The sequence below is a fragment of the Stenotrophomonas sp. ATs4 genome, from assembly GCF_051861585.1.
Classification (GTDB): Bacteria; Pseudomonadota; Gammaproteobacteria; order Xanthomonadales; family Xanthomonadaceae; genus Stenotrophomonas; species Stenotrophomonas maltophilia_AS.
The window spans coordinates 396,429-416,029 of record NZ_JBLYPK010000002.1 but is presented as its reverse complement, the minus strand read 5'-3'; the positions used below and the strand labels follow the sequence as shown (position 1 = coordinate 416,029).

The following is a 19,601-nucleotide window of genomic DNA, read 5'->3' as shown; positions in this document are numbered from 1 at the left end:
CAGCGGTGCTGCCGTAGCGCTCGGCCTGGCCGGCAGCGCCGCTGCCGCACTCGATTCCACTTCCAAGGAGCGTCGCATGAGCACGCTGGTCATCCGCAATGCCCGCATCACCACCCTGGACCCCCTGCAACCGCATGCGCAGGCGCTGGCCGTGCAGGAAGGCCGCATTGTCGCCGTCGGCAGCGACGAGGAGATCATGCGCGACTGGGGCAATGAAGCGACCCTGATCGACGCCCAGGGCCGGCGCCTGCTGCCCGGCCTCAACGACAGCCATACCCACCTGATACGTGGTGGCCTGAACTACAACCTGGAGCTGCGCTGGGACGGGCTGCGTTCACTCGGTGACGCTCTGGACATGTTGAAGGCCCAGGTCGATCGCACGCCCGCACCGCAGTGGGTACGCGTGGTCGGTGGCTTCACTGCCGCGCAGTTCAACGAGAAGCGTCTGCCGACGCTGCAGGAGATCAACGACATCGCGCCGGATACGCCGGTGTTCCTGCTGCACCTGTACGACCGCGCGCTGCTCAACCGTGCCGCGCTGCGCGCCTGCGGCTACACCAAGGAAACGCCGGATCCGCCGGGTGGCCAAATCGTGCGTGATTCGCTGGGCAACCCGACCGGGCTGCTGCTGGCCAAGCCCAATGCGCTGATCCTGTACGCGACGCTGGCCAAGGGCCCGCGCCTGCCGATCGAGTACCAGGCGAACTCGACGCGCCACTTCATGCGGGAACTGAACCGGCTCGGGATCACTTCGGTGATCGACGCCGGTGGCGGTTTCCAGAACTATCCCGAGGATTACCAGGTCGTCGAGCAGTTGCACCGCGATGACCAGCTGACGGTGCGCATCGCCTATAACCTGTTCACCCAGAACAAGGGCAAGGAAGTAGACGACTTCCGTGGCTGGAGCGAGATCCTGCAGCCGCGCCAGGGTGATGATCTGCTGCGCCACAACGGTGCCGGCGAGATGCTGGTGTTCTCCGCGGCTGATTTCGAGCTGTTCAACGAGCCCCGCCCGGAACTGCCGCCGGAGCTGGAGCCCGAACTGCACGACGTGGTGAAGCTGCTGGTCGAGAAGCGCTGGCCGTTCCGCATCCACGCGACGTATGACGAGAGCATCACCCGCATCCTGGATGTGTACGAACAGGTCAACCGCGAGGTGCCGTTCGATGGCCTGCACTGGTTCATCGACCACGCCGAGACCATCACCCCGCGCAACATCGAGCGCATCCGTGCGCTGGGCGGCGGCATTGCCGTGCAGCACCGCATGGCTTACCAGGGCGAGGCCTTCGTCGAGCGCTACGGCGTGCAGGCTGCGCGGCACACGCCGCCGGTCAAGCGCATGCTGGCCGAAGGCGTGCCGGTCGGTGCCGGCACCGATGCCACCCGCGTGGCCAGCTACAACCCGTGGGTAGCGTTGTCCTGGCTGGTGACCGGGCGCACCGTGGGCGGACTGGCCCTGTATGGCGATGAGAACCTGCTTGAGCGCGAGCAGGCGCTGCGCCTGTGGACCCAGGGCAGCGCCTGGTTCTCCGGCGACGAAGCGGTGAAGGGCACGCTGAAAGCCGGCCAGCTGGCCGACTTCATCCTGCTCTCGGCCGACTTCTTCCGTGTTGATGACGCGCAGATTGCCGATATCACCAGCCTGCTCACCGTCGTCGGCGGCCGTATCGTGCACGCCGATGGCGATTACGCCGGCCTGGCCCCGCAGCTGCCGCCGGCGATGCCGGACTGGTCGCCGGTCAACCGGTTCGGTGGCTACCACGTCGGCGGTGCCGCCACCGGATTGGCCGCTGCCCATCGCCACCATCACGGCGTGGCCTGCAGTACCCATGGCGCGCACGGACATGCCGCGCAGCATGCAGCACCGACCAATGACCTGACCGCGTTCTGGGGCGCGATGGGATGCTCGTGCTTCGCGTTCTGAGCCTGGCGGTGTTGGCCGTGCCATCGCTGGCGCTGGCCTGCGAGGGTGGCCGTTGCACTGACGCCGGTGACGGCCAATTGCGCTGGGATGCCTCACTGCGCTTGCGTGGCCTGTACTACGACCCGACCCGGTTTGGTATCGGCGGTCGCGAAGATGGCTATGGCCTGTTGCGTGCGCTGGCATCGGCCACCTATGTGGAAGACACCTGGCAGGCGAAGCTGCAGCTGGGCGTGCATGGTGAGAATGGCAAGGCAGGTGGCGCTGGCCGCACCGACCGCAGCGCGATGGACGTGCAGCAGGCGTACTGGCGCTGGCAGCGCGGTGGCTTCCACCTGCAACTCGGCCGGCAGGAAGCCGGCTACGGAAGCTCACGACTGTTGTCGGTGCGCGATGGGCCGAACATCCGCCTGGCCTTCGACGGTGCACGCATGGGGTGGAAGGGTCGCTTCGGCACGCTTGATCTGATGGCGCTGCGGCCGGTGGAGAACCGACCGGGTGCCTTTGATGATCGCGGTGAGGATGGTGCGCACCTGTGGGGCATCTATGCCACTACCGCGCGCGGCAAGCGGACAGGCCAGTGGGACGTGTATCTGCTGGACTACCGCCGGGAAGGCGCGCGCTTCGCCGCAGGCTCCGGCACCGAGCGGCGGCAGACCCTCGGTGCGCGCTGGTTCGGCCAGGTCGGTGCACTGGACTGGAACAGCGAGCTGGTGGCGCAGGGGGGCGAACTGCGCACGTCCGCCGGCATCCTCGACATCCGTGCATGGACGCTGGCCACCGATACAGGGTGGCGCTGGACGGACCTGCCGTTGCAGCCGCGTCTGGGGCTGAAGGCCGACATCGCCAGCGGCGATGGCAATCTGCGAGACGGTCGTCTGGGAACCTTCAATGCATTGTTCCCGAAATCGGCCTACTTCAGCGAGGCCAGCCTGCTGGCCCCAGCCAACCTGATGGACGTCCAGCCGACCCTGTCCCTGCGCCTGCACGACGCGGTGACGACGGAACTGGGCGTACAGATGGCCTGGAAGCATCGTCGCGCCGATGCGGTCTACACCACGCCGGCACCGCTGGTGGCGTTGCCGGGCAGCGCCGGTGGCGCGCGCCGCATCGGCAATCAATACAAATCCGAAACCCGCTGGCAGGCCAGCGAACACTGGCAATGGCAGCTGCAGCTGGCCTGGGTCGACGCAGGTCCTGCACTGAAGCAGGCCGGAGGCCAGGGCACGCTGTTCGCCTCGATCGTTGGAGCATGGCAATGGTGAACGCAACCGCGTCGCAACCCCCCGTACAGGCCGCAGGTGCCTGGTCCCCGCTGAAGATCCGGATGTTCCGTTCGATCTGGCTGGCGATCCTGGCCAGCAACATCGGCACCTGGGTCAACGACGTGGCCGCCGCCTGGGTGATGGCCGAACGCACCGGCTCACCCTTGATGGTGGCGTTGGTGCAGTCGGCTACCACCGTGCCGATCGTGCTGCTGGCGCTGGCTGCCGGAACGCTGGCCGACATCGTTGATCGCCGCAAGTACCTGTTGGCGACCCAGGGTTGGATGCTGCTGGTCGCCGCCGTGATGGCAGCGCTGACAGCGATGGATCTGCTGACACCGCAGTTGCTGGTGCTGCTGACCTTCTGCATGGGTTGCGGTGCGGCGATGGCGATGCCGGCGCAGGCCGCGATCGTGTCCGAGCTGGTGCCGCAGCCGATGCTGGCCTCGGCCGTGGCGCTGAACTCGATCGGCATCAATATCGCCCGTTCGATCGGTCCGGCCATCGGTGGCGTGATCGTCGCCCAGCTCGGAGCGGTCTGGGCGTTCGGCTTCAACGCCATCACCTTCGCCGCGATGCTGTTCGTGGTGTGGGGCTGGAAGCGCGACCCGAAGCAGTCCAGTCTGCCGCCGGAAGGCTTCGGTGCCGGATTGAAGGCGGGCCTGCGCTACGCCAGCCGCGCCGGGCGCCTGCAGGCGGTGCTGATCAAGTCGGTCGGCTTCTTCTTCTTCGCCGCAGCGATGAATGCGATGCTGCCGGTGGTGGTGCGCGGGCAGATGCACGGCGGGGCAGGGCAGTACGGCATTCTGCTGGGTTGCATCGGTATCGGCGCAGTGGGTGGTGCGCTTCTGCTGCCGAAGCTGCGCGCGCAGATGGATCGAGACCTGCTGGTGCTGCTGGCCACGCTGTCACTGGCGCTCAGCCTGGTCGGGTTGGCGCTTACCCGCAGCTGGTACGTACTGCCAGTGGTGATGCTGATCAATGGTTTCGCCTGGATCACCGTGCTGTCGTCGCTGCAGATTGCCGCGCAGACGGCAGTGCCTGCCTGGGTACGGGCGCGTGCACTGGCGCTGTACATCATGGTGTTCTCCGCCGGCATGGCGGCCGGTGGCCTGAGCTGGGGCGCGCTGGCACAGCGTACTTCGCCGGAACTGGCCTTGCTGGTGGCCGCCGCAGGTGCGGTGATCGGTGGGCTGCTGGTATGGCGCGTGCGCATCGCTGGCGCAGAGGACCTGAACCTGAGCCCGGCGGGTCATTGGCCGGCGCCGGAGCTGTCGGTGCCGGTGTCACATGATCGCGGCCCGGTGCTGGTCACCCTTGAGTACCGCATCGACGAGGCTGATAGAGCCGCGTTCCAGGCGCAGATGCGCGCGCTGGGCACGATCCGCCGCCGCGATGGTGCCGTGGTCTGGGGCGTGGTCGAGGACGTGGCCAGTCCGGGCATTCATCTGGAGTATTTCGTGACCCCGTCCTGGCTGGAGCATCTGCGCCAGCATGAGCGCATCACCGCCGATGACAAGGCGATCCAGGAAGTGCTGCGTGGATTGCATCGTGGCGAACGTGCACCGCTGGTGCGTCACTTCGTGGGTGGCCACGATCCGTTGCCAGAGGCCGTGCCGCACCATCACAGCGACATCTGACAAAAAAGGGGACGGAGGGGATTAAGTCGTTTGTGCACAAACGACTTAATCCCCTCCGTCCCCTTTTTGCGACCGCAGAAGCGGCGGCACCGTTACGGCGCCGCCGCAGCACATCATTTACGTGCGAACGCCAGCAGGTCGGCGTTGAACTGCTCGGCGTGGGTGATGGTCAGGCCGTGCGGTGCGCCCGGGTACACCTTCAGCTCTGCATCCTTGATGATCTGCGAGGACAGCTTGGCCGACGCATCGAACGGCACGATCTGGTCGTCATCACCGTGCACCACCAGCGCCGGAACGTCGATCTTCTTCAGGTCTTCGGTGTAATCCACTTCCGAGAACTCGTGCACGCAGTCGTACTGCCCCTTGACGCCACCGAGCATGCCCTGCAGCCAGAACGCGTCACGCATGCCCTGGGTGACACGGTTGCCGTCGCGATTGGCGCCGAAGAACGGTGTGGTCAGGTCATTGAAGAACTGCGAGCGGTCACCGCCAGTGCCCTTGCGGATGCCATCGAAGACCTCCAGCGGCGTGCCTGCCGGGTTGGCATCGGTCTTCAGCATCAGCGGCGGAACCGCGCCGACCAGCACCACCTTGGCCACGCGCTTGCTGCCGTGGCGGCCGATGTAATGGGCCACTTCGCCGCCGCCGGTGGAATGGCCGACCAGGATCGCGTCCTTCAGGTCCAGCGCCTCGATCACTGCGGCCAGGTCATCGGCGTAGGTGTCCATGTTGTTGCCGTCCCAGGTCTGGCTGGAGCGGCCGTGGCTGCGACGGTCGTGAGCGATCACGCGGAAGCCGTTCTGGCCCATGAACAGCATCTGCGGGTCCCAGGCATTGGAAGACAGCGGCCAGCCGTGGGCGAACACGATCGGCTGGCCGGTACCCCAATCCTTGTAGAAGATGCGGGCGCCGTCGGCGACGGTGACGAAGTTGCTCATTGCGGTTTCCTTGGCGAAAGGGAGGGAAGGCGCCGACGGATATGCCGGTGCCTTCGGCAGTACAGCGCAGCGCCGGACCGGCGACTTGCACGGCTGTGCTGGATTACCCCGGATGTGACGCGTATCGCTCTGGCATGACGCGGCTGTGCCGCCGAGGATGGCGGCAGCCCTGTGGAGGAGACTGCAATGTCGATCGCGCGCTGGAGCCCGCTGTTGTGCCTGCTGCTGGCCACGACGGCGCACGCTCAGACCAACGTCTACAAATGCGTGGACGGGCCGCATCCGGTCTACCAGCAGACGCCGTGCCAGGGGCGTGCGGAATGGCGCTGGGAGGTGCCGGTGGATCAGTCGCTATCGCGGGGTGTGGAAACCCGCGCGGCCGATCCAGTCACTCCGAAGCCTCGCGTGGTGCGGCGATCAGGCGCGCGCGCGGCGCTGATTTCCATCCGCAGCGACCCCGCAGCCTGCGACCGCGCACGGCAACAGCGCGAGAAGGCGCTGGCAAGGAATACACGGCTGGACTTCGTGCAACGGCGGCAGCTGGATGACGCGGTGTACGACGCGTGTCGCTGAATCCCGGGATGCCGGAAACGACAACGGCGCCCTGCGGCGCCGTTGTGCAGACTGATGAGAGCCCGGGCCTCAGCGACTGTCGCTGGCTGCAGCCGGTGACGGCGAGGGCACGCTTTCCGGCTTGGGCAGGCTCAATTCGGGGTTGCCCTGTTCGGCCTGCAGGATCTGGATGCGGCGCTGCAGGGAATCCAGCTGGTTGTTGGTGCTCTGCACGTCGGTGCTCAGGCTGACGGCCTGCTGCTGGGCCTGCTGCAGAGCCGCGCTGACCTGCGCCGACTGGGCCTGCTGCTGTTCCATTTCCTGCTGCAGGGTGCGCAGTCGTTCCTCGTTGTAGGCCACCAGACGCTCGGTGTAGCGCTTGCCGGCTTCCAGTCGGGTCGTGTCGATATAGACCTGGGCCAGCTGCTCGGACTGCTGCGCGAAGGTGCGGTAGACGCGCTCGGCGTTGTCGACGGCGTCGGTCTTGATCACCCGCCAGAAGTTTTTCTCCTGGAACAGGGCGACGTAGTAGGTCAGGGTACTGGCATTGAACAGCAGGCTGGCGCCGTAGTTGCCGTTGTAGGTGGTGCGCAGCTCGGTCAGCTGGCGCGCATCCATCAGCTGCTTGAGCTCGTCAACGGTGTTGCGTACCACCGGTGCGGTACGTGCGGCGGGCTCGGCAGCCGCTTCACGATCACCACGTGCGGCCATCGCCGCCGGTGTCACCAGCATCATGGCCACGGCCAGCATTGCCGCGCTGCGCGCGTGCCGGGCGAAGACCGCGCCCCCTGAAGTTTCTCGCATGTCTAGACCATCCACGGATGAAGTGTGGGTTGAGATGAAGGTGGTTCCCCGCCGGGAGTCTAGCATGGGCGCGGGCGCCGCCAAGGGCGCCCGTCACGGGTCAATAGACCAGCTGTGCGGCGCTGCACTGGATCGACTGCACGTTGACGTCGGTTCGGCCCAGCTCCAGCCCCAGCACGCTGGCCAGCAGGTTGGTCAGCAGCGCGCCGACGCTGTTGAGCACCGGCCGCAATGCAGCCAGGATCGGCTTGAGCAGCGTGCACAACAGACCGCTGCAGCTCACGCTGCCATCGGGGTTGGTGACGCCGGTGCCGCCGGTGCCGTCAAGGAACCCGGCCGGCGCAGTCTGGATGTACGACGCCAGGTTGTTGCGCACGCAGCCGTTGTAGTCCAGCAAGTTGCCGAGCAGGCTGTCGCAGCGGTTGATCAGCAGGCCGCCGACCAGCGAGCCGAGCAGCCCATCAAGCACGCCCAGGCCCTGGCCGGTGACGGTGACCTTGAACGCATCCCAGACCTGACCATCCTTGTGGCAGGTGGCCAGGTTGAGCAGGCCGCAGGCATAGGGCAGGCCATCGGGTACGTTCCAGCTGTTGAGCGGGGCCAGCTGCCGGCTGGGATCGCCATCGCGCAACAATGGGATCAGCTTGTTCACGTCATAGCGCGTGTTGGGCGGGAAGGTCGCCTGCAGGTAGCGGTCGGCCAGCGCCTTGGCAGTGTCGTTCGCATTCATGCCCTGCTGCGGTGAACTCAGCATGCCCGACAGTACGCGCAGCAGCTCGTTGACCAGATCGGAAACGGCGTTGCCCAGCGCCAGCGGGTTGATCCGGGTCGAGCCGGTCTCGCCGGCGGCCAGGGTCAGGTTCTGCGAGCTGGTCAGGGCCGGCAGGGTGATCTTGTCGGTGATCAGCGGGCGGCCGAGCAGTTTCAGCAGCTGTTCGTTCTTCAGCGTCGCATCGCAGACATTGCTCTTGGAGAAGCGCTGCGCAGGATCGACGTTGCCGACACAGGCGCGCAGGACCGACGAATCAACCTGGATGGTGGCCCTGGGTGGACTGGCGCCGCACTGGATGCCGGTGAGCGTACCCATCGCGTTGGCGACATCGACATGCAGCGGCAGATGCAGGCGTGTGCCGAGCAGGTTCAGCAGCGGTCCCAGCGCGAACAGGTTGTTGCTGTCCACGTCCACCATCAGCCGTACCTGCGCGTTGTAGGCGCGGGTACCGACCCCGCCGATGGCGATCGACGGTGGCTCGACCACGCCGGCCTGGATGTTGATGCCCAGCAGGTCCAATCCCTTGACCGTGACGCCGTTGCCGTCGTTGGCGATGGAGATGGCGGTGCTGATCAGGTTGAGTACGTTGACCTTCGTTTCCAGTGCGCTGCCGACAGTGCCATCGGGCGAGATCACTTCGGCGAACAGGCCGCCTCCGCCGGACTCGCTGCCCAGTGCGATATTGAGCTTGTTGATGTCCAGCTGGGTGGCGACCAGGTCGGACAGGGCGCGCAGCTGCACGCCAACGGTGGTGTTGCGGCCGACCACGGTGGCGGTGGCATCGACCAGCTGTGCCAATGAGATCTTGTTGACCGACAGCAGCCGGTTGAAGTCGGCCACGCTCAGGTTGGCGGTGACTGGGATGTTCAGCGCCTTGAGCAGGCCCGACGGGGTGATGTTGACCTGGGCCAGTCCGTCATAGGACAACACGGTGGCGTTGGTGACATCCAGGCCGACCAGGCGCAGGGTGGACAGCAGCACCGAGTCGCCGTTGGTGCGCAGCAGCTGCGAGCCGACCGCGAATACCGCAGTGGGTTCAGAACGTCGGGCAACAGCCTGTGCGCTGACAACCGGGAGGCTGGCGTTCTGGCCGAAGAATGGCAGCACGCTGCGCTCTGCGACCACCTGGACCGCGTTGCGGGGGTTGCTGGCATCGACGGTGGTGACGAAACGGTTCCCCTCGCCACGGGTGGCGCTCCAGTTGCCGCAGCGGATCTGCAGGCTGCCGGCGAACGTGTTCTGGGTGAGCGCGTTCTGCCGCGCAGCGCTGTTGTCGCTGTTGTCAGAGCTGCACAGCTCCAGGCGCTGGGCACCGGCCAGTGCCGCAAGGTCGGCCACCTTCTGCGCGTCACGCTTGGCCCAGAACAGGTAGCCGATTTCGATCAGACCCAGCATCGCCAGCAATGCCAGCATGACCAGCATCATGGTGATCGACATGCCGCCACGCGGGCGGCTGAAACTGAACTGGCGTGGGCGTTTCATGGCCTACCTCAGCGTCCGGATGAGGATGTTCCCTTGGACTTGGCGACATCGGTTTCAAAGAAGTCCGGGATCTCGTGTTCGAAGCTTTTGATGTAGCGGGCATAGCTCAAGGTGGCCTGGTCGCCGAGGATCGGCAGCTGCTGCCCGGCCTGCTGCCCTGATGCCTGCAGATGGAACAGGCTGCGCGTGGCATCGCCGATCTGGCTGCGGCCAGGGCGTGCGACGACGGCAGGGGGTTGGGCGGCAACTCTTGTTGCGGGCGAGGGCGCTGCCGCCGGAGCTGTGGCCGATGCGGGCGCCAGATCGACCGTAGCGAGTGCCTCGGACTGCAGCGGCTGGGATGTTGGAGCGGCCGGCCCGCTGCCGCCGAGCATCTGCCCGGTCAACGGCTGTTGCTGCGCCTGCACAGCCCCCACGACCAGCAGGCAGGTCCACATGGGGAGCAGTCGTCGGATCAGGAGTGTCGCGATCATGGTGTATTCCCGTTCGGGCGGTCGGAGGCGCTGAAGCGTTCCAGCATCGAGGGCGGAAGGCGCTGCGGATCGCGTTCATCGCGGCTGTCGCGGCGTGGCTCGGCTGCCAGTCGTGTGCTGTCGCCGGTACTACGGGTGATCGTGCGAGCCGATGCCGATGCCGAGGTGGCCGCAGTGGCGGCGGCTGCAGCTGCTGCCTGCTTCTGCTGCAGACGGGCACGGATCTGCGTCGCCTGCTGCTGGATGCTGAGCCGGGTTTCCTCGTTGAGGTTGCCCTGCTGGGCCAGGCGTTCGGCAGTAGCGGTATCGCCACGCAGCACCGCCCAGAGCGCCAGATTGGCGGTGGCCTTGGCATTGCCCGGCGCCAGTTCCAGGGCCTTGGCCAGCGGCTCACGCGCCTGTTCGAAGTGGCCGGCTCGCAGCCGTGCATAGCCGAGGTCGCCCAGATAGTTGGTATTCAACGGCTGCAGCTGGGTGGCCTGTGCCAGCGCATGCTCGCTGCCCGCGTCGTCATCGCGGCGGGCGGCGATCAGGCCCAGGCCATGCGCGGCCGCAGCGGCTTGCGGACCACTGGAAAGCTCGCGGTACAGGGCGATCGCCGCGTCGGCCTGGCCGGTCTCCCGCAGGGCGTCGGCCTGCAGCAGTCGCAATGCCGGCGGATCCCCATAGCGCTGGCGGAAGGCATCGACATGCGCCAGCGAGGCATACCACGCCCCCTGCTGCTGCATGCGTTCGATCAGTTCCAGGTAGGCGTTGCGGCTGTCCTGCGGCGCCGGTTCGGGTGCGGCCAGGCTGGGGGCGCGCAGATACTTCGGCGTGGTTGAGGAGCAGCCGCCGGCGACGGCAACCAGGGCAAGCAGCAGGCAAGTGGTGCGCAGGGCAAGCATCAGGGCGATCCCATCTTGGACATGGTGGTGGCCAGCGCGACCAGCGCTGGGCCGGCGAGGACCAGCATCAGCGCTGGCAGCAGGGTCAGCATCATCACCACGGTCATCTTCACCGAGAGCTTGCCGACCTTCTCCTTCAGTGTGTTGCGACGCTGTTCGCGCAGGCGGATGCTGAACTGCCGAAGGGGTTCCTGCACCGCACCGCCGTGCGCATGCACCTGCAGGATCAGCTGCATCAGACTGGTCAGGTCATCGTCGGCATAGACTTCGCTCAGGCGGCGAAGGGACTGTGCACGCGTGCGGCCATGGGTGTAGGCGACGTTGGCTTCCTGCAGTTCGCCGCCGAGTACCGGCAATGCATCGCGCAGCTTGTCGCCGAGCGTTTGCAGGCTCTGGTCCATGCTGAAGCCCACGCCCTGCAGCAGGCGCAGCAGATCGATCAGCAGCGGCAGCTCGTTGTCGACCGCACGCTTGCGCCGCTTCACCCAGGACGAAAGGATGAACTTGGGCAGCAGCAGGCCCGCAGCGAGGGCGCCGATCATCACCATGATCCTGGTCAGCCCGGTGGCATCGTTGAAGGTGAGTGCCAATGCCAGCACCAGCACGGCCAGCAGCAGGCGCAGGCCGAGGTAGATGGCCGTGCCGCGGCGGGTATTCCAGCCGGCCAGATCCAGCAGCAGGCGGTCTTCATTGGCCAGCAACGCCGCTTCCAGTCGGCCGCCGCTGAGCGCGCGGCCGAAGCGCTCCAACCAGCCCAGCGAATCGCGCCGTGCTGCTTCTGTGTCGCGGGCTTCTTCGCGCGGCTGCAGGGCGGTCTTCAACGTGGCCGAGGTGCGGTGCTCGCGATGGCTGCGCACCCAGCCGGCGATGCCGAACAGGGCGACACCTGCGGCCAACACCAGCAGAGAGAGGGCGAACCAGGTGCTGGCGCTCATCGGACGTCTCCGGAATGGCTGCTGTAGTTCATAGCGATTTGGCCAAGCGATACAGCAGGAATCCCCCTGCCAGCTCAAGTCCCAGCGCGATCAGCAGGATCTTGTGGCCGAGTGGATCGCGAAGCACGGGCTGGAAGAAGTCCGGGCTGGCGATCGCCATGAGCACGGCGCAGGCCGGAGGCAGCAGGCCCAGTACCCAGGCCGACATGCGCGTTTCGGAGGTGGTCGCTGCCAGCTCCTGCTGGGCCTGTTCCAGGTCGCGCATGAAGTCACCCATGCGCTGCAGGATCTGATCGGAGCGGCCACCAATGCGCACGCTGACCCCGATCACCACCGACAACACCTTCAGCACATCCATGCGATACGGTTGCGCTGCCAGGGCGAGTGCACGGTCCAGGTCCATGCCGCTGCGCGCATAGCGCACCGTGGTATCCAGCAGCCCACGCAGCGGAGCGCTGGTCTGCATCGACGCCACCTGGAATGCCGCCTGCAGGCTGTTGCCCAGCGCGGTCAGGCGTACCAGGTTGTCGAGGAAGTCCGGCAACAGGTGCAGCAGCTGCGCGCGCAGCTTCGACGTCCGCCGCATCACCCACAGCCAGCAGCCCAGCAGGTACAGCAGCAGAGTCAGCGGAAACATCCAGCCAGTGCCCAGACGCAGCATTGCCACGACCGAAAGCACCAGCCCCGGCACCAGCAGCATGATGGGAAGCTTCCAGCCCGTCTGCAGGCCGGCCCGCTGCAACAGGCCGTCCAATGGCAGCGCGCGGCGCCCGCTGCTGGCAGGCCGAGGCGGATCGTTGGCGGCCGCCACCGAGGCGCCAGCGGGCGTGCCGGCACCGGCACCGCCGCGCGCCAGGCGCTGTTCGGCGTGCTGCATCGAGGCCTGGCGCTGCTCGCGGTTGCTGGCTGTGCCCCACAGCCAGACCGCCAGCGCCAGCAGCACCGAGATGATGCTCAATACGCCCAGCAGCAGGCCGGTGCCCATGCTCAGAAGTCCCCGTACAGGGATTCGCGCAGTTGCTGGCGGAACGGCTCCAGCTTGTGCGAATGCGGATGGAAGCCCAAGCCGATCCAGCGATCGACTTCATTGCCATTGCCGTCGATCTGCAGCTCGTGGCGGAACATTTCCTGGGTGGTGATCAGGTTGTCGCTGACACCGGTGATCTCGGTGATCGAGACCAGTACGCGGCGGCCGCTGCCGAGGCGCGAGATCTGCACGATGAAGTCGATGGCACTGGCGATCTGTCGACGCAGGCTGTCCTCGCTGCCCTGGAAGCCGGCAAAGCCGGCCAGCATCTCGATCCGGTACAGGCAGTCACGCGGCGAGTTGGCATGGATGGTCGCCATCGAGCCGTCGTGGCCAGTGTTCATCGCCTGCAGCATTTCCAGTACCTCGGCACCACGCACCTCGCCCACGACGATGCGATCGGGGCGCATGCGCAGGCTGTTGCGGACCAGATCGCGGATGCTGACCGCGCCTTGGCCTTCGGCGCCACCAATCCGGCTTTCCAGGCGCACCACATGCGGATGATTGAGAGACAGTTCGGCGGTGTCCTCCACCGTGATCACGCGCTCGTTCGGTGGTACGTAGCTGGCCAGCGCGTTCAGCAGCGAGGTCTTGCCGGAACTGGTACCACCGGAGACCAGGATGTTGCAGCGACCCAGCACCATCGCCTTCAGCAGTGCCTGCATCGGCGCATCGAAGGTGCCTTTGGCCAGCAGTTCGTCCGGGGTGAACGGATCCTTGCGGAACTTGCGGATGGACACCATCGGTCCGTCCACCGCCAGCGGCGAGATGATCGCGTTGAGGCGTCCGCCGTTGGGCAGGCGCGCATCGACCATCGGATTGGAGTCATCCAGCCGGCGCCCAAGCGGAGCGAGGATGCGGCGCAGGATGCGCAGCAGATGCGTATCGTCGGTGAAGCGCTGCGTGGCCCGCTTGAGCAGGCCGCCCTGGGAAACGTGCACATCCTTGAAGCCGTTGATCAGGATGTCTTCGATGGACGGGTCGTGCAGCAGGTCGTCCAGCGGCCCAAAGCCGGTCAGCTCCTTGACCAGTCCGTCGGCGACCACCTGCATTTCCTCTTCGTTGATCGGGATGCGCCATTCCTGGATGAAGCCGACCGTCTGCACCTGCACCCAGCGGGCGATGGTGTCGGGGGCCCAGGAATCGATGTCGATGCGCTCGTCTTCGATGCTGTTGAGCAGGTGCTCGTGCGCGGCCGAGAGCACCTTCTGGTACTGCTCGGTCTGCGCGAACGGAAGATGCCCCGGGGCGCTGTCGGGCAGCACCGGGCGGACAACGGCATGCGGGAACGGAGTTACCTTGTCTTCCATTGCGATCCACCCAGAGCAAGGGAGAGTCTTTCCCGCAGGCCCTGCGCCTGGACCGGGCAGGCGGCCGGATCCAGTCGCGGGACGAGCGGGGCGAGGGCACGCAGGTAAGGGTCGCGCGGTGCATCCTGCAGCAACAGGTGGCCCTGGCTGGCGGCCAGGCGTACGCGTGGGCGTTCGGGCAAGGTCGCCAGCAGCGGCACTTCGAAGCGGCGCGCGATCTGCTCGGGGCTCATGCCGCTGCTGTCGTCGTGGCGGTTGATCACCAGCTGCAGGCGCTTCTCGCGCTCGCGCTGGCCAGCGAGATGTTTCAGCGCCTGGTCGAGTGACACCAACGTGGCGATCGAGGCATCGGTGACCAGCCAGATCTCGTCGGCCTGGTCCAGCAGCAGCGGTGGCAGCTGCCGTAGCGGACAGCCGCCGGCATCGCACAGCACGCTGGCGAACACGCCGCGAAGCCGCTGCAGCAAGGCGCCCGGGTCCGATGGCGGCACCGCGTCGCTGCCGCTGTCACGGTCCAGCAGCACCAGTCCGGACTCATGGCGCGCCATCGCGGTGCGGGCAAGCGTGGCATCGATGCGGCTGGCATTGCGCAGCGCATCCTCGTAATGGAAGCGGCTGTCGAGATTGAGATACAGCGCAAGATCACCCGAGGGCTGCGCCAGTTCAAGCAGCAGGCCATCCTGCTGCAGCGCCTCGCCCTGGGCGAGTGCACGTGTCTGCTGTGCCAGCACCGAAAGATGCGCGGCCAGGGTGCTGGTGCCGACGCCGGCGCGCACGCCCAGCAACACGATCAGGCGTGCCTTGTGCACCAACTGTGCCGAGGCGGCCGGTCGTGGCGACAGCGCGCGGCGCAGCGCCGCTTCGATGCCGACGTTGTCGCTGTCCAGGTCCAGCACGTCACGCAGGCCTACGCGAAGAGCCATCACGACGCCTTCCACCTGACCAGCACTGGTGGCCCCCACCGCGACCAGCATCAGGTCAGGCTCGGTCTGCTGCAGTTGTTGCGCGAGCACGCTGGAGGCGGCGGCGTGCTCGGGACGGAAATCGAGCAGTACCAGGTTCTCCGGCCCCCGTTGCAGGTCCTGCGCGGAGGTCGGCATGCTGCTGTCCTGCCAATGCAGCGTCGTTGTCGGCGGCAGCTTGGCGGCCAGCCGGGGCAGCAGTTCGCGATCCATCCCGTACAGGACCAGGTTCATCGGCGGTCCTTGTGGATGCAGCGGCTGGGCGGTGGCGTAGGGCATGGTCGTGGTATCGCAGGCATCATGGGATCAGCGTGAGAAGCCGGGCACCGGATCCTGGCTGATCGGGCCGAGCAGCCACGAACCCCATTCCGGAAGGTTCGGCTTGGCCTCGCGTTCGCCGGGCAGCGGCAGTTCGGTGTTGCGCGCCAGTGGCTTGACCAGTCGCGGCGTAACGATGATCACCAGCTCCTTGTCCTGTCGCTTGTAGTCGAAGTTGCGGAAGAACGAGCCAATGATCGGCAGATCACCGAGCAACGGGATCTTTCCAACGTTGGAGACCACGTTGGAGCTGACCAGGCCGCCGATCACGAAGCTCTCGCCATCGCCGAGCTCGACGGTGGTGTCTGCGCGCCGGGTGGTGATCGAGGGAATCTGCACGCCGTTGAGCGCGATGGCGTTGCTGTAGTCCAGGTCACTGGCTTCGGGGGCCACCTTCAGTGCGATGCGGTTGGGCGCCAACACCGTAGGCGTTACGGTCAGGCCGATGCCGAACGGCTTGTAGGTGATGGTGGTGGTGCCCAGCCCCTGCGGTTCCAGGATCGGCAGCTCGCCGCCGGCCAGGAAGCTGGCGCTCTGGCCGGACAGTGCGACCAGCGTCGGTTCGGCCAGTACGCGTGCCATGCCATTGCTCTGCAGCAGGTCGACGTCGGCGTTCCACAGGCCCTTGGTGGAGCCGAACACCAGCCGGAATGCAGAGGAAATAGGCGACTCGGATTCGTTGCTCGAGTTTCCCTCCTTCATTCCCGGCAGGATGCCGGTGTTGCCGGGCAGCTGGCCGCCCGGGCGGGCGAAGCCGTAGGCGAAGTTGCCATTGCGGTTCTGGAAGCTGATGCCGATCTGCTTCAACGCGGTCTTGTTGAATTCGACCACCTTGACCTCGACCTGGACCACGCCGCCGCTGCTGATCGTCGAGGCGTCGGCGAGTTGACCATCCTTGCCGAGTGCCATTGCTGCGGTGCGTTGCTCCTGCATGTGCGAGAGCACGCTGTCGGTGCTGCCCTGCAGCAGGCCCTGGTTGTCCTGCTGGGTGAATGCCAGCCCGCTCGCACCTGCATCCGCTGCACCCTGTACGGCGCTCTGCACCCGCACCTGCAGGCGTTGCGGCTCGGCCTGCTTGCGATGCCACAGCAGCAGGGTGGTGATGCCTGGTGCCTTGCCAACCAGCAGTGCCTGGCGTTGGCCGCGCAGCATCACGATGTCGGCTACGCCGGGGTCGGCGATGGCGACCCGCTCCAGATCCGCCGGCAGGGTCCACGGCCGCTGCTCACGCGCCTGCAGGATCAGATCGTCAGCCGCCACGCTTGTTGCCGGCGCCAGCAGCACCAGCAGCAGGGCCAGCCAGCGCTGGCGGGGGGAAGGGCGTGGACTGCGGCGACGTTGGGTCATGGATGCACTCGATGCAGGTCAGAGGGAACCACGGGGAGCGGAGCTGTCCCCGCGGATGATTTCGATGCCGGACGCCCTAGGCGCCGCGTGACGCACCGCCGCAGGGCGTGCCGGTGCCTGCGGGCTGGCACGCGGCGGTGTGGTGCCGCGGCCGGCCAGTGCATCGCCGTCAATACCCGCGAAGGCATGGTTCTCCGGCCGTTGCAGCGCAAGCTGCTGCTCTGGATCCAGGCTGCGCAGCGGATCGATCACGCCGCGCGGCTGCGGGAACAGTGCGAGGTCGGGCAGGCCGGTGTCTGCGGGGTTGCGCAGCGCCAGGAACAGCTTGCCCTGCTGTGCACCCAGCAGCAGCCGGTTGGCATCGGCCACCGGTACCGCCAGGACCGCACTTCGTGCGGGCTGGTTGGCTTCGTTGCCGGTCGTTTGGCTGCTGCCGTTTCCGGTGATGTCGGCGGCGCGTGGATCATTCCGCGTCTCCCCATCAGTGCTGGCCACCGCGTCGCTGGTGGACGGAGCGATGTCCTGCTGGCCATAGCTGAGTACGCGCAGCCGCGACAGCAGCAGGCGCGTCTGCGCGGCCTCGCCTGGGCCACCGGCACTGGGCTGGGCGTTGCGCAGGTTGAGGAAGACGTCGACGAAGTCGCCAGGCAGGATGCGGTTGCCGGCGCCCACCAGTTCGTCGACCGGCACCGCAAGGGCACGTTCGCCGGGGCGCAGCTGCAGCGAGAACCCCTGTGCCAACGCGCTGCTGCTGATTGCAGTGCCCTCGGCGATGTCCTGCACCGGCACTTTGCCGACCACCGAAGCGATGCTGGTAGCGGCACCGGCGACAGGCGCGGTGCGCTGTACCAGGCGCAGTCCATTGGCAGTGATCGGTTCACCCGCGGGCAGGCGCGCGACCGCTTCCACCACCGTGATCGCCTGGGCTTCGCTCTGCGTGACCGGGGCCACCGTGGCCGGGGCATCCGGCTTGCGCCCGACCATGAAGGCGATCAGGGCCAGCAGCACGGCCAGCCCGATCAGGGCCACGGCAGCGATGCGGGTCAACTTGAGCATGGAACCGTCTCCTGTACCGATCGTCAGTTACCGCTGCCGAGGTCGAGCTGAGCGACCGCGACGCTGCGGATGGGAGCCTGCATCACCCACTTGTAGAGCGTGGCCGTGCCGGGCAGGAAGGGATGACTGGCGTAGTCGTAGCTGACTGTTACGGTCATGCACTGAGCGGTGGCCAGGCCGGCGCATGGCGCCTGCGGTGACACCACGACAGCGTTGCTGCCGCCGTTGCTGCAATCGACGGTCTGCGCTGAGAATTTCAGCAGCCATTGCATCGAGTTGCGCGCTGCGATGCATGCCGCGGTGCGGCGCTCGTTGGCATTTCCATAGCGCAGCGATGCGCGCGCGCCCTCGGCCGAGGCCATGGACAGGGTCTGCTGGGCCGCCATGATCATTACGCCGGAGAAAGTGAACATCAGCAGTGGCAACAGGCCAAGCATCAGCATCAACGCGAACTCGATGCTGACGACGCCGCGCTGTCGGTGGGGGCTGCGGGAGTTCATGAGATACCTCCGTAGGCGCTGAGGATGATCCAGCCGATGGCGGAGATCGCCAGATAAGCGGCATAGGGAATGCCACGGCGTCCCTGCCTGGCGCTCTGCATTTCACGCAGCGCAGGATGTGATTGCCAATGCGCACTGGCGCGGTGGACCTGGGCCTGCAGGCTGATGGGCAGTACCAGGCCCAGCCGGCGCGAAGCCAGCAGCAGTGCTGCATGTGCGCCGGCGGCGAGGCTGGCCGCGATCCAGATCGGCAGCAATGCCTGCCAGCCCAGCATCAACCCGAGTACGGAGAAGAATTTGACATCCCCCGCACCCATCCAACGCAGCGCATGGAAGGGCAGCAACGCGACCAGGCCCAGCGCCGCGCCGGCAACGTGGGGCAACCACGGCAGGCGCGGCGCGTTGAACTGGCCGATGACAAGCAGCAGAACGGTGCAAGCGCTTGCGGCAAACAGCCAGGTGTTGGGCACCCGGCGCGCGTACAGATCGCTGATCGCAATCCGCAGGCATATGCCAATGGCCAACAATCCCAGCAGTGTCATCGTGCACTCCCTTGTCCGTCACTGGACAGTCCGCAGTTTCTCCCGACCCCGAGCGGACCCGCAGCTGCGCGCGCCCTCAGGCGGTACCCGAAGCCTTGTTGGCGAGTTTGGTGAGATTCTCAAAGAGCGTGCTGAAGAACGTCTGGATCTGCGTGCTGCCCAGCGTGATCAGGACGCCAGCGATGACAGCGGCAAGCAGCCCGTACTCGAGTGCGGTGACGCCATCTTCTTCCTTCAGGAACTTGCGGATCGATGCGTTCATGACGTTTGTCTCCCTCTACCTGTCTGCTACAGGACACCTGTTGGGCGGTGGCCCGGCTCCGCCGGGATCGTCCGTGGACCTCCGCACATCCTGGCGGAGGAGGCACGGCGGGATGCACCCGCTGTGCTCAAGCAGGGTGATCATTTCCAGGCGGGACGCCGTTCGCGCAATCGCGACCGCGCGGCGCGGGGCCGGTGGTCGAGGTGTCGTGCGATACGTGCATGGTCATGCTGTCCCCCTGGGCGCGGCCTTATTCAAGACCGGATCACCGTGTTATCGACTTTGCCTGAATGGCGGCCGGCTGCAACCGGAACCTATATGCAAATTCGGCAGAAACCCGTCGATCCTTAATTTTTCAGACGGGTTCTGTGACGTAAATCCGTTCGATCGCAAAACGATTCATTGACGTGCAGATAATGTGATGCGGGCTTTCCGCCGCATGCGAAAACTGTGCCAATAACGACAACATGCTTTTCACGTATGTATCCATCTTATTCAACGTGGCGAGGATGTTTACGCTGTTGAATTATCGGGCATACTCGTATTCAAGTATTCGTATTTCTTTTGGGGTGTGCACCTTGGCGGCGCGCATCCCGGTGATGGAAGGT

At 66.3% G+C, this 19,601-nt stretch carries 18 protein-coding genes; 4 read left to right on the top strand and 14 right to left on the bottom strand.

Annotation, left to right across the window (positions count from 1 at the left end):
• Positions 1–76: 76 nt before the first annotated feature.
• Genes ABR323_RS05000 through ABR323_RS04990 form a run of 3 tightly spaced genes read left to right on the top strand, consistent with a single transcriptional unit; the run spans position 77 to position 4,826 of the window.
• Entirely contained in the window at positions 77–1,924 is a 1,848-nt protein-coding gene (locus ABR323_RS05000; RefSeq protein WP_439448588.1) for an amidohydrolase, read from the top strand.
• The gene (locus tag ABR323_RS04995) at positions 1,903–3,186 is read left to right on the top strand and encodes an alginate export family protein (RefSeq protein ID WP_439448472.1); all 1,284 of its coding nucleotides are present in this window, start codon (positions 1,903–1,905) and stop codon (positions 3,184–3,186) included. The genes ABR323_RS05000 and ABR323_RS04995 overlap by 22 nt, the downstream gene beginning before the upstream one ends.
• Positions 3,180–4,826: an MFS transporter gene (locus tag ABR323_RS04990; protein ID WP_439448471.1), complete on the top strand. Its 1,647-nt coding sequence runs from the start codon at positions 3,180–3,182 to the stop codon at positions 4,824–4,826. The genes ABR323_RS04995 and ABR323_RS04990 overlap by 7 nt, the downstream gene beginning before the upstream one ends.
• Before the next feature lie 113 nt (positions 4,827–4,939).
• Here the strand turns inward: ABR323_RS04990 and ABR323_RS04985 are convergent, their stop codons facing one another.
• Positions 4,940–5,764 carry an alpha/beta fold hydrolase gene (locus ABR323_RS04985; protein ID WP_439448470.1) on the bottom strand — a complete coding sequence of 275 codons (825 nt, stop codon included), beginning with the start codon at positions 5,762–5,764 and terminating at the stop codon, positions 4,940–4,942.
• A gap of 186 nt (positions 5,765–5,950) precedes the next feature.
• On the opposite strand from ABR323_RS04985, the gene ABR323_RS04980 reads away from it, so the two are divergent.
• Complete coding sequence (locus tag ABR323_RS04980) at positions 5,951–6,337, top strand: hypothetical protein (RefSeq protein WP_439448469.1); 387 nt, start codon at positions 5,951–5,953, stop codon at positions 6,335–6,337.
• Between the two features lie 69 nt (positions 6,338–6,406).
• On the opposite strand, the gene ABR323_RS04975 is transcribed toward ABR323_RS04980, so the two are convergent.
• The 13 genes from ABR323_RS04975 to ABR323_RS04915 form a co-directional block, all read right to left on the bottom strand.
• Positions 6,407–7,120: a DUF2968 domain-containing protein gene (locus tag ABR323_RS04975; protein ID WP_439448468.1), complete on the bottom strand. Its 714-nt coding sequence runs from the start codon at positions 7,118–7,120 to the stop codon at positions 6,407–6,409.
• A gap of 100 nt (positions 7,121–7,220) precedes the next feature.
• On the bottom strand, positions 7,221–9,374 hold the full coding sequence (locus tag ABR323_RS04970; RefSeq protein ID WP_439448467.1) for a TadG family pilus assembly protein: 2,154 nt from the start codon (positions 9,372–9,374) through the stop codon (positions 7,221–7,223).
• An 8-nt stretch (positions 9,375–9,382) separates the two neighbouring features.
• Positions 9,383–9,847 carry a DUF3613 domain-containing protein gene (locus tag ABR323_RS04965; RefSeq protein ID WP_439448466.1) on the bottom strand — a complete coding sequence of 155 codons (465 nt, stop codon included), beginning with the start codon at positions 9,845–9,847 and terminating at the stop codon, positions 9,383–9,385.
• Entirely contained in the window at positions 9,844–10,734 is an 891-nt protein-coding gene (locus ABR323_RS04960; protein WP_439448465.1) for a Flp pilus assembly protein TadD, read from the bottom strand. The genes ABR323_RS04965 and ABR323_RS04960 overlap by 4 nt, the downstream gene beginning before the upstream one ends.
• On the bottom strand, positions 10,734–11,669 hold the full coding sequence (locus ABR323_RS04955) for a type II secretion system F family protein (protein WP_439448464.1): 936 nt from the start codon (positions 11,667–11,669) through the stop codon (positions 10,734–10,736). Before ABR323_RS04955 ends, ABR323_RS04960 begins: the two co-directional genes overlap by 1 nt.
• 28 nt (positions 11,670–11,697) lie before the next feature.
• Complete coding sequence (locus ABR323_RS04950; RefSeq protein WP_135274110.1) at positions 11,698–12,654, bottom strand: type II secretion system F family protein; 957 nt, start codon at positions 12,652–12,654, stop codon at positions 11,698–11,700.
• Between the two features lie 2 nt (positions 12,655–12,656).
• A complete protein-coding gene (locus ABR323_RS04945) occupies positions 12,657–14,006 on the bottom strand; it encodes a CpaF family protein (protein WP_135274109.1) in 1,350 nt (449 codons plus the stop codon).
• Positions 13,991–15,247, bottom strand: a complete 1,257-nt coding sequence (locus tag ABR323_RS04940) for an AAA family ATPase (protein WP_135274108.1) — start codon at positions 15,245–15,247, stop codon at positions 13,991–13,993. Before ABR323_RS04940 ends, ABR323_RS04945 begins: the two co-directional genes overlap by 16 nt.
• A 27-nt stretch (positions 15,248–15,274) precedes the next feature.
• The gene (locus ABR323_RS04935; RefSeq protein WP_439448463.1) at positions 15,275–16,633 is read right to left on the bottom strand and encodes a type II and III secretion system protein family protein; all 1,359 of its coding nucleotides are present in this window, start codon (positions 16,631–16,633) and stop codon (positions 15,275–15,277) included.
• An 18-nt stretch (positions 16,634–16,651) separates the two neighbouring features.
• Entirely contained in the window at positions 16,652–17,689 is a 1,038-nt protein-coding gene (cpaB, locus tag ABR323_RS04930; protein WP_439448462.1) for a Flp pilus assembly protein CpaB, read from the bottom strand.
• Between the two features lie 23 nt (positions 17,690–17,712).
• A complete protein-coding gene (locus ABR323_RS04925) occupies positions 17,713–18,189 on the bottom strand; it encodes a TadE/TadG family type IV pilus assembly protein (protein WP_439448461.1) in 477 nt (158 codons plus the stop codon).
• Positions 18,186–18,731 carry an A24 family peptidase gene (locus ABR323_RS04920; RefSeq protein ID WP_439448460.1) on the bottom strand — a complete coding sequence of 182 codons (546 nt, stop codon included), beginning with the start codon at positions 18,729–18,731 and terminating at the stop codon, positions 18,186–18,188. The genes ABR323_RS04925 and ABR323_RS04920 overlap by 4 nt, the downstream gene beginning before the upstream one ends.
• Before the next feature lie 76 nt (positions 18,732–18,807).
• Positions 18,808–18,993 carry a Flp family type IVb pilin gene (locus ABR323_RS04915; protein ID WP_439448459.1) on the bottom strand — a complete coding sequence of 62 codons (186 nt, stop codon included), beginning with the start codon at positions 18,991–18,993 and terminating at the stop codon, positions 18,808–18,810.
• Positions 18,994–19,601 lie beyond the last annotated feature (608 nt).